Here is a 13201-nt window from a genome sequence, read left to right on the forward strand (position 1 = left end):
CCTTCTTTCTGTATAATTTTGTTGTGGTGACTTAATTTTATCAGAAGTGGTCCTTATTTTTTTTATGAAAAAAATTTAAAACCGGTGAAATTTTACTGATTGTAAAATTTCACCGGCTTTTTAGTTTAGAGAAGGGTTTTGTCCCAGCCTCATTTTGAACTTTTTATTTATCTTTTGAAATTGTTCTTATTTCACTAGACTTTAAAATGCTAGTTATTTAAGAAATGCAACAGCTCTTACTGGTGAGGCTGTTGCATTTTTTAATTTAAGTGGTAACGCCATAAAAGTAAAATGTTCATGCAAAGGTAGTTGTTCAAGATTTACTAGGTTTTCTACTATATATATAGGTGCACTTAACAGCTTTAAATGTACCTCACGTTTCATATTGTCATGTACATCAATATTGGCTAAATCTAGACCAATACATTTCACTTGCCTCTCCAGCAACCAATCACCTGCACAGGTTGCGAATGCATGCTCTGCAAAAAAGTCTCCCTCTCCCCATTTTTCCGTTCGTGTACGCACAATGACAATATCACCGGGATTTACAGCAATCCCCTGTGTTTTTTCTGCATGTTTTAACAATTCTGCCGTTACTGGCTCATATGGTTTTTTAATAGATGATACATCTAATAAGACAGCTTCGCCGAATGTCTTAGTTAAGTCCATTTCAGCGGTCGACTCACCGTTTCTAATAAAGTGTATCGGTGCATCAATATGTGTTCCACTATGGTCTGACATACGTAAAAAGCGTGATTCGAAACCCTCACATGGTTCAATATAACGATGACCAGAGTTTTCAAATGTAGATTCCTCTTGAATAGCAATTGGAGGGTGGGATGTGTATGAAACTAAGCCGTCATAAATTTCTAAAGTTAAATCAACAATTTTCATCTATTTTTCCTCCTTAAAATCAATAACGACTTTGCCGCTTACTTTATTTAACGCACTTTCAAAGCCCTGTATGCTGTCTTTAAATGGCACTGTACAAGTGACCAGTTGTTGAAAAGGGAAGTTTGGATTTGCTGCCATCTGCAATATAGCTTCGTAATTCTCCTGTGTAATGCCATAGCTTCCTTTAATCATAATCTCACCACGTACAATTTGATCCATCGGCACAGAAAACTCAACTGAATTAATACCTACTAGTACAAGTTGTCCACCTCGCTTGAGTACACGAATTGCCTCAGTCGGGATAGTTGGATGACCCGAACAATCAATAATCGCATCATAACCAGAAAACATATCATGAATTAAATCATTTGAAGAGGTAAACGTTTTTTGCACCCCTATATGTTTCGCTAATTGTAGACGGCTTTGATCCGCTAGTACGCCTAGCATATGAACTGCTTTATTTCCTGAACCAACTAATATAGCTGCTACACCTAATCCTATCGGTCCTGGTCCAACTACCAGTATTGATTTCTTCTCAAACTCTGGAATCTTTAGCACTGCGGTATAACTTACCGCTAATGCTTCTGAGATTGCTGCCACCTGATCGGATACTGCATCATCTATAACAATAATGTTATTGCTATCTACTACCATATATTCTGCCATACCGCCATCTTCACGGAATCCATAACGCAATGCCTCAGAAGGTGTTTTTACAAATTTATAGTCATTAAAATCGCAACAATTCGTGTCACCGCTCTTACAAAAATCACAAACACCACAGCTCTTATAAGGATTAACAACTACTCGTCTATTTAAGAGAGATGGATTAACATCATCACCTATTTTCATAATCACACCTGTGACTTCATGTCCTAGTACTAATGGATAACTGACCCAGTCATATCCACCATGGCCATCGTACATATGAAGATCACTACCGCATACTCCAACTGCATTTACCTTTAGTAAACACTCATTGTGTTTTAATTCAGGAACTTTATATGTTTTAAATTGAACATCCTTTTTCTTTGATGTACATTTTACTAATGCTTGGTATTCCATACTTTCAGGTCAACTCCTATTCAACTTTTAACATCGTCACAGCGGCTACTACTGAATTATCTTAATAATATCCCTCAATGTCTTTTCCTTTTTTGCTAAGTATTGTTGTTTATCAATGGATGACCAATTATAAAAACCCTGCTCTGTTTTCATACCTAATTGTCTAGCATTGATTTTGTCTTGATGGATTATCAGAGGTTCTGTCCCGTTCTCCAACGTTGGATAAACATAATTGGCAATTGCATAATGTGTATCTAGTCCGTTAATATCTCGTTGCTCGAGTGGTCCCGTATCTGCTAGGCGAACACCTAAGCTCATTTTAGCGATAAAATCTAACTCCTCCGCAGAAACGATTCCCCTCTCAACTAATGACATTGCCTCTCGTGCAAGTGCACTTTGTAAACGATTCGCTACAAAGCCTTCAATTTCTCGTTTTAGTAGTACAGGTTTTTTCTTAGTACCTTGTAAAAACAGCATTATATCATTTGCTATTTCCATTGCTGTATAAGGGCTAGGAATGACCTCTACTAAAGGCGTAATATGAGCCGGTGAAAAGAAATGTGTTCCTATCAAACGCTCTTTATGCACCATTTTTTCAGCAACATCACTAATAAGGTAACTCGATGTATTGGTACAAAACGTTATATCATTTGAAAAGAATGAATCTAATTGTTCGAATAAGGTTTGTTTGACCTGTAAATTTTCTATAATGGCTTCTATGACATAATTTAAACCATCTATTTTTTCAAGTTGATGCAGTAAAGTAATGTTTTGCAATTCAGGCTGTTCCTTTAACTGTTGCAATCTTTCTACATCTGGCTCATATAGGAATACGCTTACATTATTTTGCTCTAAATATTTTGCTAATGCAGAGCCCATAAAGCCCCCACCGATGATTAGAACTCGTTTCATGGTTAAATCCCCTTTTTAAGCCTTTCTATCAGTATCATTCCAAATGGCTTTTAAACCAACTGCATAAATACACAAAGCTTTGATCTCATCAAACATAACAGCATTTGCCCCAAGTACTAAGGCATTTGATTTATGGATAGAAATCCCCTTGTCATATGCATCACAGACATTAATGGCATATAATAATAATTCCTTTAACAAACGTGATACTGCCCCATCACGTAGAGAAATCGTACGAAGATTGCTATACTTCAACAATATATCTGGTGCATATTCAATTAAATATTGAATCCAATTCGGCACAACCTCAAACTCTGATTGATAGTAGTTTATACATTCCTGTTGTGAAGAAAATGTAGCCACATCATCTTTACTTACTAGATGGATTTTACTTTCATCTGAAAGACTAATTGCATATGCAATCGCCTCTATACCAGACAACCAAGTTGGAATACCTCTTGAAATAATAGCTGATGCAATAAGCTCCGAAATTTCAACAACGCTATTGCCAGCTTCAACTGCTAGCTCTACACAATACATCATTTCTTTTTCTTCACGTCTAGCTGCAAATAACCCGACCATTATTAGTGCTTTATCCTTTTTTGTTAAAGCCCCATCTACTAAAAGGGCTTGATACATGATAGACATTCGTACTCCTCCTTGTTTGAAGAGCCTTCAAATCAATTTCGCCTTAGCATAATTGTATCTGCCGCTATGCTTTCGATACAAAAAACATTTGCTGAATGAAGATAAAGGCTCTCTGTCTACTAGAATAAGTATGACCAAGCTAAAGTTGCAATAATATAGATGAGTCCAACAAAGAACATAATCATTACAAGGAAGCCCATAATATCTTTTAGCTTTAAACGAGAAAGTGCTAGTGCTGGTAATATCCAGAATGGCTGTACTAGATCGTTCCATGCATTCCCTAGCATGACAGACATGGAGGTCTCTGCTAATGATGTTCCTAATTCTTTTGCTGCATCAATCATGAATGGTCCTTGAACCGCCCAGTGCCCGCCCGCAGATGGTGCAAAGAAATTTATAAAGAAGGAACTAATTAAGCCCCAAAACGGTAATGTTTGTTCATTTGATAAATCCACAAATACCTTGGCAATCGTATCTACCAAACCAGAAGCAGCCATAATAGCCATGATACCTGCGTAGAATGGGAATTGAAGTACAATCCCTGAAATCGTTTTAATACCATCTGCTAAATGCTCCGCATATTGTGCAGGTGTCCCTAGTAAAATAATTCCTACGAATAAAATAATGAAGTTTAATATATTTAAATTTAGCGAACTGCCATTTGTAAAATAAATAACAATGTAAATGAGTCCAAGAATACCTATTGCATATGCTAAAATACGGCTATTATTTAATTTATTAGCTAGCGTATTCTCTTCTAATAGATTTAACTTTGCCTTAGGCTGATCCGCATACAATGCAGGATCAATTTCAATCACATTACTTGGATCTTTAGGGTGTAGCATCGCATTAAATAAAGGTAATGTAATTAAAAGAACAATTGTAGTTAAAATAATCGGTACACTGAAAATTGTCTCAGAAAGTGTAACTAGGCCCATTGAATCCTCTAAAAAATGACCTGGTGTTGAAATGAGTATTGGAATAGAGGCTGATAAACCTAATCCATAAAAAGTAAAGCCAGAGTATGCTGCAGCAATAATTAATGGATAGTGAACTCCCTTAACTTGTAATGCTAATTTTTTCGCAATAATCCCACCAATGACTAAACCAAAACCCCAGTTTAAATAACTACCGATACCACCTACGAGTGTTGCTACTATAATTGCAGTCTTAGGTGTATGAACCATACTGGCAATTTTATTTAAAAATTTATCAGTGATGGGGGCTGTAGCTAGCACATAACCCATTGCTAGAATAACGGCCATTTGTGTTGTGAATGCTAGTAAATCCCAAAATCCGCCACCCCAGGCAGTCGTTAAATCTACAAAGCTAATATCTTCAATAACTAATGCTAAAACAAATGTTACCAATGTTAACCCAATTGCAAATACAAAAGGATCTGGCAAATATTTCTTCATGATGTTTGTGAAAAAATTCGTTAACTTTTCCATACTATTCTCCCCCTTGTTGTGTATGACTAAGTAATTTTTGGGAAGTGGCTCTTAAACGATAAAAGATGATAAACTATAATCACAATCTATCCATTTTGGAGGTCATTTCCTTGCAAAAACTAACTAGTATTTTAGTGACTGCTTATGCAAAAGCTCCCCAAGGCACATCCATGTATGAAATGTACAAACATGCTGGCATTGTGTTAGAAATTGATAAAGAAACTCATCAAATTATTGATGCAGAATTTACATTTATCACCGGACTTGCCCAAGATTTCTTTAAACGTATGTTAATTGGCTTTGATCTTACAGCCAATATTGACGAGTTAATTGCTCGTGTAGATGAACACTATTATGCTCCTTCAAGCGGCTCTGTTGTAGTGGCACTAAAATCTGCACAAAAACGATACCTAGAAAAAATTCAAAAGGATCACTAAATATCTAGCACCGAGTCAAAATACTCGGTGTTTATTTATAGCTGACAATTTTCAACGACTGTTGTTATGCCAAGTCCCCCAGCTATACATAAAGTGACTAGCCCATATCGCTTACCTGTTCGTTCTAGCTCATGAATAAGCTTTGTCATTAGAATGGCACCTGTTGCACCGATTGGGTGTCCCATTGCAATAGCACCACCATTGGGATTAACACGATTGATATCTAATCCAAGTTCCGTGATTACTGCGATTGATTGGGCGGCAAATGCTTCATTTAATTCAATTACATCAATATCCTGAATGGTTAAGTTCGCCTGCTTTAAAGCTTTGATTGTTGATGGGACTGGACCAATTCCCATGATTGCTGGGTCTACACCCGCAGCAGCCTGGGCAAGGATTTTTACCTTTGGTCGATATCCTAGCTCTAATGCTTTCTCTTTGGACATTAATAGCAATGCAGATGCACCGTCATTACGCCCACTACTATTTCCAGCAGTCACAGACCCCTCTTTACGGAAAACAGGCTTTAGTGTATTTAACTTCTCTTCACTTGTTAAAAAGGGATGTTCGTCAACGTTAAAAATCTCCACTAATTTTCGTTTTTTCACTTCATACGGAACAATTTGTTCTGTAAAATACCCTTCTTTCTGAGCATAAGCTGCTCGCTCCTGACTTCGATGAGCAAAGGCATCTTGTTCCTTACGGGTAATAGCATATTTCTCAGCTAAATTCTCTGCTGTTTCACCCATTGTTGTAATACCATATACCTCAAAGGGCTGTGACCCTGGCTGACTTTCTGTATTCGGATCTAAAATCGAAGCATTTCCTACACCATATCCATAGCGAGCATTACGCAAATAATATGGCGCCGTACTCATTGATTCTGTCCCTCCAGCAATAATGATGTCGCTGTAGCCAAGAGCAATCTGTTGGGCAGCATTATTAATGGACTGTAACCCAGATCCACATTGACGATGTACTGTATACCCTGATACAGTAATTGGTAAATCTGCTCTTAATGAAGCCACACGTGCCACATTCGATTGATCAGCACTTTGCTTGGCTTGTCCCAAAATTACCTCATCAATAATGGCTGAATCTAATTTTGTTCGTTCTAGTAGACCACGAATTACTTTTTCAGCAAGATGATCTGCTGTTTCATTGACTAATGAACCACCCAGTTTACCAATAGCTGTACGAACGCCATCTATAATAACAACTTCTCTCATGTTTCCTCCCCCTATATCAAAGCATTCACAAAACTTGCTTCTGTACTTTTCTGTACTTGTTCTAATGTAACTCCTGGCATTAATTCAACTAAATGTAATTGCCCTTTAATATATTTAAAGACAGCTAGCTCAGTAATAATCGTATCTACGCTTCTTGTGGATGTGATTGGGAATGTACAATTCTTTAAAATTTTACTTTTCCCATCCTTTGAAGTATGAGACATCGTGACAATGACCTTTTTAGCTCCTATTAATAAATCCATTGCACCACCAACACCAATAATATTTTTCCCTGGAACTGCCCAGTTTGCGATTCGTGCCTGTTCATCTACCTGAAGCACTCCTAATATTGCGACATCAACATGGCCTCCACGAATCATGCCAAATGATTCTGCACTATCGAAAAAGGAAGAACCAATTGCCTCCCCAACTGGCATTTTTCCTGCATTTACGATATTGGGATCAATATCCTTCTCATCCACACCAACTACGCCAAGCATTCCATTTTCTGTATGGAAGAAGACATTGTTATTGTCAACGTATTTAGCCACTAATGTAGGAATGCCAATCCCTAGATTGATAATTTGTCCATCCTGCACTTCCTTTGCCGCTCTTTGTGCTATTTGCTCTTGAATTGGATTAATCATTTTCTACTACACCCTCCCTCGTTAAAACCTTTTTCGCTAAAATAATGCGATCTATAAATAAATGCGGAGTTATAATTTCATCGCTATTTAATTCACCAGGCTCTACTAATTCATCTACTTCAACAATTACAGTGCTAGCTGCCGTCGCCATTAAAGGGTTAAAGTTTCGTGCAGTTTTGTAGTATATTAAGTTTCCTAACTTATCTGCCTTATGAGCACGAATAATAGCTACATCTGCCTTCAGTGCTCTTTCAAACACATACTCCTCACCGTCGATCATTTTTGTTTCCTTGCCCTTTGCTAAGTCAGTTCCTACGGAAGTTTTGGTATAGTAACCACCAATCCCTGCACCACCAGCTCGGATTGATTCAGCTAAAGTACCCTGAGGGAGTAAATCAATTTCAATTTCACCTCGTTGGAATGCCTCACCGACATCTCGATTCCCAGTAAAATAAGAGCCAATAGCCTTTCTTACCTTCTTTTGCTCTAATAATTTACCAAGACCCTTTCCTTTTTCCCCCAGATTATTGCTAATAATAGTTAAATTGTTTACATCTAGTTCCACAAGAGCATCAATTAAAGTTAGGGGACCTCCCACTAAACCAAATCCACCAACCATAATTGTTTGCCCACTCTTCACGCATGTTAATGCTTGCTCTACAGAATCATAAATTTTCATTGTACTCACTCCGTTATTTTTGAATAAGGGCATCACTTAGTTCAAACCAAGAAGGTATGCCCGCTGTCAGTAGGCAAATATAGCCTAGCTCTGCTAATTCAGCTTCCACTACACCTACATCCCTCGATTTTTTAGCCCAATCATCTGTTTCTTTATTTTTTAAAATAGTTGTGTATATCCCTGTCATTAAGATGTGTTTCATTTGTGTTGATACCACATTACCGTTAAGAAGTTCTTGCTTTAAAGCGTTTTCATCATTTGCTGTCAAATAAGACAGTAATTTTTCAAAATATGCTTCACTTTTCTCTGTTGAGGCGAATGTACTGTAGTAACGTACAATATCAATGGTTGATGCTTCATGTGGAAGCTTATCTGCATCCGTATTTGTTAGCTCTAGGGCATATTCAAAGGATTGCAAGCCTAGTTGTAATGCTCTTTCTCCGCCAAAGTTAAAGGCTACAAGTAAATACTCAATTAGCTCATCTAATGTAGCGCCACCATCTACTGCCCCCTTTGTGTGATACACCATGCTACGCGCATAATATCTTGCGGCATTTATACCAACTAACAGAATATCCTTCTCTTTCACTGAAAGAGCCCCTGGTGCCATCGCTGCACCTCGAAGCGCAGTATAATGATCAAGCATTGCAGGATTATAATCGTGCATTTTTTGTACCCAGCCAGGTACAACACCATAAACCTTTTTGAAATACGCTAAGCCTGTTGTCATTTAGTAACTCCCCTTTTCCATTAAAGTTGAATAAAAAAAGGCCACACTTCGCCTAAAGCACGGACTTACCCGTACATTTAGAAAAAGTGTAGCCAACAGTCAAGCAGGGAAAATAGAAAAAGGTTATTTTTCTATGGCTGCTCGATAGGCATTTATTTTAGTTATTTAATTATTTACACAAAATTTAAAAATCTGCAATAGTTTTTTTATAAATTCTCTAAAAAACATTGAATTACTGGATTTACATCTTTTCTTTCTTCAAAGACTAATGTGTAATGATTGCTGCTAGATGTGTATTTCCAAATATTTTTAGCATTTATCAATGTTTCAGCATAGGATTCTGCTAAAAATAACGCAGGCATAGCGCCAATTTCCCCTGTAGAATGAATTAAAAGAACTGGGCACGCTATATTTTTGAAAACTTCCTCTGGTTTATAGGCATAAAAACTTTGGAAATCTTGACGTATTTTCTCTTCATCAGATTTATTTTCCCAATGTCCATCTTTTTCTGCAATCTCATAGCGACCTACATTTTCCAAATGATCAGTCCACTCAACTCCAAGTCGACCATAGATTTCTTTAATTTCTTGAATATATGCATCGGCATTTTCATATTGCTTGCTAATACGACCAAGTGAAGGTTCAACAATTTTACGCTGATGATCCGTGCAGGTTGCTGCCCCATCAAGTAAAACTACCCCTTTGACATCGTTACGTTTACTAGCAACATTCGCCATGATAAATGCTCCCATTGAATAACCCATTAGAATTGGTTGTTCAATGTTCAATGCATTTATTAAAGCTAAAATATCCTGTGTATGTAATTCGATTCCTGTATTTACCGCGGCTGAAGCACTTTTGCCACGCCCCTTTAAATCTACAGATATAAAACGATATTCACCCTTTAGCAACTCCGCGTAATAATGCATTTGCATGTGATTACCTGTGAGACCATGTACCGCGATAATTGTACCTTTCTCTCCTGGGTAATCAGCGAAATGTAACTCGCTACCATTCACATTGATTGATTGATATTTCACTCCACTCATCCTCCTTGTAAAAGATAAAGCTAGTTTTACCACCCAAAATAAAAAAAGTCAAAAAATTTTTTCTTTATTTAGATTTTGCAAATTGCATTTTTACTCCTGAATAATTTTTCTACAATAATAAATACAATCCTAAAATTTTCTAAAAATATACACTATATTTTCTTTTTGGTACACTATTATAAAAAGTCAAATTGAGGTCAAAATGAAGAGAAAAGTATTTATTCTACATGAAATATATGGCATTAATGATTTTATAAAAATGCAAGCTACAGCATATGAAAATACTAACACTAAGGTTGAATGCATATCTTTATATCCAGAAAATAAAACATTTACCTACAAACAAGAACAAGAGGCATATTTATATTTCAACAATAATGTTGGGTTTGATGCGCCTCTTAAACTACTTACTCACAGATTGCTAGAAGCGAAGAAGAAATATGATGAGGTCGTGTTAATAGGATATAGTGTGGGTGCAACATTAGCTTGGAGGCTATCCTCTCTCCCATTACATAGGGTAATTTGCGTGTATGGATCACGTATTCGTCAATACCTTGATGTCATACCAGCATGTCCAACATTTGTTATTTTCCCTAGTACTGAGAGTAGCTTTAATGTTCATGAAATAAAGGAAACGCTTAATCAATTACCAACAGTTGAAACAAAACAATTTATTGGTCTACATGGTTTTATGGACTGTTATAATCCGAACTATTGTTATGAAAGCTATTTGCAAGCACATTTCGATATCATCAAATTTATAGAAAACCAGCAAGATCAAGGGGGACAACAAAATGAAGCAAAATGAGGAAATAATTATTGACCCTTATATTGAAGGGGGCAATGTTATTTATCCAAGTTTAAGGCTATCCTTGCAATCAGATAGTATTATAGGTATTTATACGGATGTTTCTAAAATACATACTTTAATGAATTGGTTTGTGAAACACCATGAAGCTTTTACACATTTTCGTGAAAGTGCCTTGTATGAGCGACTAACAGTTCGAGAATACATCCGATTTTGCATAAAGCTTTTTAATGCTCATTCTGAAAAAACGGAAGATTTATTAGGATTATTTGCTTTAGTGGAGCAAAAAGATAGAAGAATTGACAAGCTTTCAAATGGTGAAAAGCAGCGCTTAAAGCTCATTCATACCTATCTACATCCAGCACCAATACAAGTGTTAGAAGAGCCATTTCAAAATCTTGATGAATTTTCAAAGCAAAATGTTCAGCAATTATTGGATGCTCTTCAAAAACAGAAGAAAAAAATTATTTTGCTATCAAATAACATGGAAAATTTAATTATTTCGAGTACAGAAATATATAGATTAGATACAAATGGCTTACATGCATTAGATGTAAAAGATGATGAATCAGAAATGATTATTCCTTCAATTGAAAATGCTCCAATTCGACTTGATAAAATCCCAACAAAAAGGAATGACAAAATCATTTTATTTAATCCTCCAGAAATTGATTACATTGAAAGTGTTGAAGGATCTGTTTCTGTATATGTTGCAGGTGAAGCTTATCCATGTACATTATCTTTAAATGAGCTTGAGCAAAAATTGACACCATTTGGCTTCTTTAGAAGTCATCGCTCATATATTGTCAATTTACAAAAGGTACGTGAAATCATCACATGGACTCGTAATAGCTACAGTCTTTCCCTTAACAGCACTGAAAAAACAATAGTACCACTGTCGAAAAATAAGCTAGCAGATTTAAAGGAAATACTCGGAATTTAGGAGATTTCCCAGGAAATAAACGACTCCTGTCAGATGAAATATCTCTCCATTAAAGATCATTTTTCCGCCTTTCACCTTTAATTTACTGTTGTGTTCTTGATTGTCATTTATAGTGTAGACATCAACAACACACAGGAGGTTAACACATGAACACAGTGATTGAAGTTCAACATTTAAAAAAGATATTTCATAAGGAAACAGCTTTACAGGATGTTTCCTTTAAGATTCAAAAAGGAGAAATCTTTGGTTTCTTGGGACCGAGTGGTTCTGGAAAAACAACTACTATTAAAATACTAACTGCACAAACAGACAAAACAGATGGTGATGTATTATTATTTGGTCGTCCAGCAAATGAAATGAAAAAAAGCCAAAATCGTAAACGCTTTGGCATTTTAACAGATAATAGCGGTTTGTATACTAGATTATCAATCGAGGAAAACTTATTTCTATATAGTGATTTATACCAATTATCTAAAACAGCTGTAAAAGAGGCTTTGGATTTTGTTAACTTATATACTGAGCGTAAAAAGAAGGTTAGTCAGCTTTCTAAAGGCATGATTCAACGAGTAACACTTGCACGAGCAATCATGCATAAACCCGATTTATTATTTTTAGATGAACCAACTTCCGCACTCGACCCTGTTAATACACAGCATATTTATAATGGTTTACGTAAATTAAATGAAATGGGAACTACCATCTTTTTAACAACTCATGATATGAGTGAAGCAGAAATACTTTGTGATCGTGTAGCCTTTTTACACAAAGGAAAAATTCGGGCAATGGGCTCACCAAAAGAATTGAAAAAGAAATTTGGCGATGAATCCATCACAGTCGAATTAAAAAATGGTGAGGTTGCCGTTATTCAAAATGGCTCAGAAGATGCATCAAAATTGTATGAATGGATGCAATCTAACGAAGTTTCTCGTATTTATACAAACGAACCTACACTGGGTGATATTTTTATGCAAATAACAGGGAGTGATTTAGTATGAACATTTCAATGACACGTATTCAGGCTATTTTTATGAAGGATTATAAGGAGTTTTCACGGAACTATGCAGTATCTCTTATGATATTTGTACCATTTGTTTTAGCATTTTTTTATAACAAAACTGGAATCTCTTCTATCAGCGAGTATTTTCTACCAATTAATATAGGCTTTTCTATGGTGACTGCCTATGTACAATGCTGTTTAATTGCTGAGGAGAAAGAAAAAAATACACTTCGTAATTTAATGCTTTCCCCTGCTTCACTTGGAGATATTTTAATTGGTAAAAGCTTGTTTGTCTTTATTGTTACAATGATAGTAGTGGGAATCACTATTTTTCTTGTGGGCTATAATCCTGCCAACATATTCATCATAGCTATTGCTTTAATGCTTTCATCTGTGTTCTATATTGCACTTGGAACATTGTGTGGATTATTTGCGAAGTCTATTATGGAAGGATCTATAATCATCCTACCTGTTATTCTAATTTTCCCATTAGGCTCTTATGCTTCACCATTATCAACAATTTACCCAGCTTTGAAATTTATGGAGTGGTTACCAAGCTCCCAGTTGGTACTATTAGCAGAGGCTTTAGAGGGAAGCTATTCAACAACAGATGTGATTATCCCGATTGTTACAATCATTGTTTGGTCAATTTTCGCTTGGATTATCACAGCATTTATCTATAAAAAAAGAATGGTCGACTAATGACCATTCT

15 protein-coding genes are annotated in these 13201 nt (G+C 36.1%); 5 read left to right on the top strand and 10 right to left on the bottom strand.

The window, feature by feature from the left end; translation table 11 throughout:
• Positions 1–213 precede the first annotated feature (213 nt).
• The 5 genes from AC3WOM_RS16640 to AC3WOM_RS16660 form a co-directional block, all read right to left on the bottom strand.
• The gene (locus tag AC3WOM_RS16640) at positions 214–894 is read right to left on the bottom strand and encodes a cyclase family protein (protein WP_427543265.1); all 681 of its coding nucleotides are present in this window, start codon (positions 892–894) and stop codon (positions 214–216) included.
• Positions 895–1959 carry a zinc-dependent alcohol dehydrogenase gene (locus tag AC3WOM_RS16645; RefSeq protein ID WP_427543262.1) on the bottom strand — a complete coding sequence of 355 codons (1065 nt, stop codon included), beginning with the start codon at positions 1957–1959 and terminating at the stop codon, positions 895–897. It abuts the gene before it with no gap.
• A gap of 48 nt (positions 1960–2007) precedes the next feature.
• Positions 2008–2871: a 3-hydroxyacyl-CoA dehydrogenase NAD-binding domain-containing protein gene (locus AC3WOM_RS16650; RefSeq protein WP_492447656.1), complete on the bottom strand. Its 864-nt coding sequence runs from the start codon at positions 2869–2871 to the stop codon at positions 2008–2010.
• A gap of 15 nt (positions 2872–2886) precedes the next feature.
• Positions 2887–3519: a carboxymuconolactone decarboxylase family protein gene (locus AC3WOM_RS16655; protein WP_492447657.1), complete on the bottom strand. Its 633-nt coding sequence runs from the start codon at positions 3517–3519 to the stop codon at positions 2887–2889.
• Positions 3520–3638: 119 nt separating this feature from the next.
• Positions 3639–4970, bottom strand: coding sequence for a short-chain fatty acid transporter (locus AC3WOM_RS16660; RefSeq protein ID WP_427543253.1), 1332 nt, complete (start codon positions 4968–4970; stop codon positions 3639–3641).
• A 110-nt stretch (positions 4971–5080) separates the two neighbouring features.
• Here AC3WOM_RS16660 and AC3WOM_RS16665 point away from each other — a divergent pair, with 110 nt between their 5' ends.
• Positions 5081–5407, top strand: a complete 327-nt coding sequence (locus tag AC3WOM_RS16665) for a DUF3870 domain-containing protein (RefSeq protein WP_427543250.1) — start codon at positions 5081–5083, stop codon at positions 5405–5407.
• A 35-nt stretch (positions 5408–5442) separates the two neighbouring features.
• Here AC3WOM_RS16665 and AC3WOM_RS16670 read toward each other — a convergent pair whose 3' ends face one another.
• The 5 genes from AC3WOM_RS16670 to AC3WOM_RS16690 all read right to left on the bottom strand — a co-directional run bounded on the left by AC3WOM_RS16670 (position 5443) and on the right by AC3WOM_RS16690 (position 9741).
• Positions 5443–6636: a thiolase family protein gene (locus AC3WOM_RS16670; RefSeq protein ID WP_427543247.1), complete on the bottom strand. Its 1194-nt coding sequence runs from the start codon at positions 6634–6636 to the stop codon at positions 5443–5445.
• An 11-nt stretch (positions 6637–6647) separates the two neighbouring features.
• Positions 6648–7283 carry a 3-oxoacid CoA-transferase subunit B gene (locus tag AC3WOM_RS16675; protein WP_492447658.1) on the bottom strand — a complete coding sequence of 212 codons (636 nt, stop codon included), beginning with the start codon at positions 7281–7283 and terminating at the stop codon, positions 6648–6650.
• Positions 7276–7962, bottom strand: a complete 687-nt coding sequence (locus tag AC3WOM_RS16680; RefSeq protein ID WP_427543241.1) for a CoA transferase subunit A — start codon at positions 7960–7962, stop codon at positions 7276–7278. The genes AC3WOM_RS16675 and AC3WOM_RS16680 overlap by 8 nt, the downstream gene beginning before the upstream one ends.
• Before the next feature lie 13 nt (positions 7963–7975).
• Positions 7976–8692 (bottom strand): carboxymuconolactone decarboxylase family protein, encoded by a 717-nt coding sequence (locus AC3WOM_RS16685; protein WP_427543238.1) that lies wholly within the window; start codon positions 8690–8692, stop codon positions 7976–7978.
• A gap of 206 nt (positions 8693–8898) precedes the next feature.
• Positions 8899–9741 (bottom strand): alpha/beta fold hydrolase, encoded by an 843-nt coding sequence (locus AC3WOM_RS16690; protein WP_427543235.1) that lies wholly within the window; start codon positions 9739–9741, stop codon positions 8899–8901.
• A 202-nt stretch (positions 9742–9943) separates the two neighbouring features.
• On the opposite strand from AC3WOM_RS16690, the gene AC3WOM_RS16695 reads away from it, so the two are divergent.
• The 4 genes from AC3WOM_RS16695 to AC3WOM_RS16710 all read left to right on the top strand — a co-directional run bounded on the left by AC3WOM_RS16695 (position 9944) and on the right by AC3WOM_RS16710 (position 13191).
• Complete coding sequence (locus AC3WOM_RS16695; RefSeq protein ID WP_427543233.1) at positions 9944–10549, top strand: dienelactone hydrolase family protein; 606 nt, start codon at positions 9944–9946, stop codon at positions 10547–10549.
• Positions 10536–11492, top strand: coding sequence for a LytTR family transcriptional regulator DNA-binding domain-containing protein (locus AC3WOM_RS16700; protein WP_427543230.1), 957 nt, complete (start codon positions 10536–10538; stop codon positions 11490–11492). The genes AC3WOM_RS16695 and AC3WOM_RS16700 overlap by 14 nt, the downstream gene beginning before the upstream one ends.
• 146 nt (positions 11493–11638) lie before the next feature.
• Positions 11639–12487, top strand: coding sequence for an ABC transporter ATP-binding protein (locus AC3WOM_RS16705; protein ID WP_427543227.1), 849 nt, complete (start codon positions 11639–11641; stop codon positions 12485–12487).
• A complete protein-coding gene (locus AC3WOM_RS16710) occupies positions 12484–13191 on the top strand; it encodes an ABC transporter permease (protein ID WP_427543224.1) in 708 nt (235 codons plus the stop codon). Before AC3WOM_RS16705 ends, AC3WOM_RS16710 begins: the two co-directional genes overlap by 4 nt.
• Positions 13192–13201: the final 10 nt, after the last annotated feature.

The sequence above is a fragment of the Lysinibacillus sp. FW301-JW8 genome (assembly GCF_058788755.1).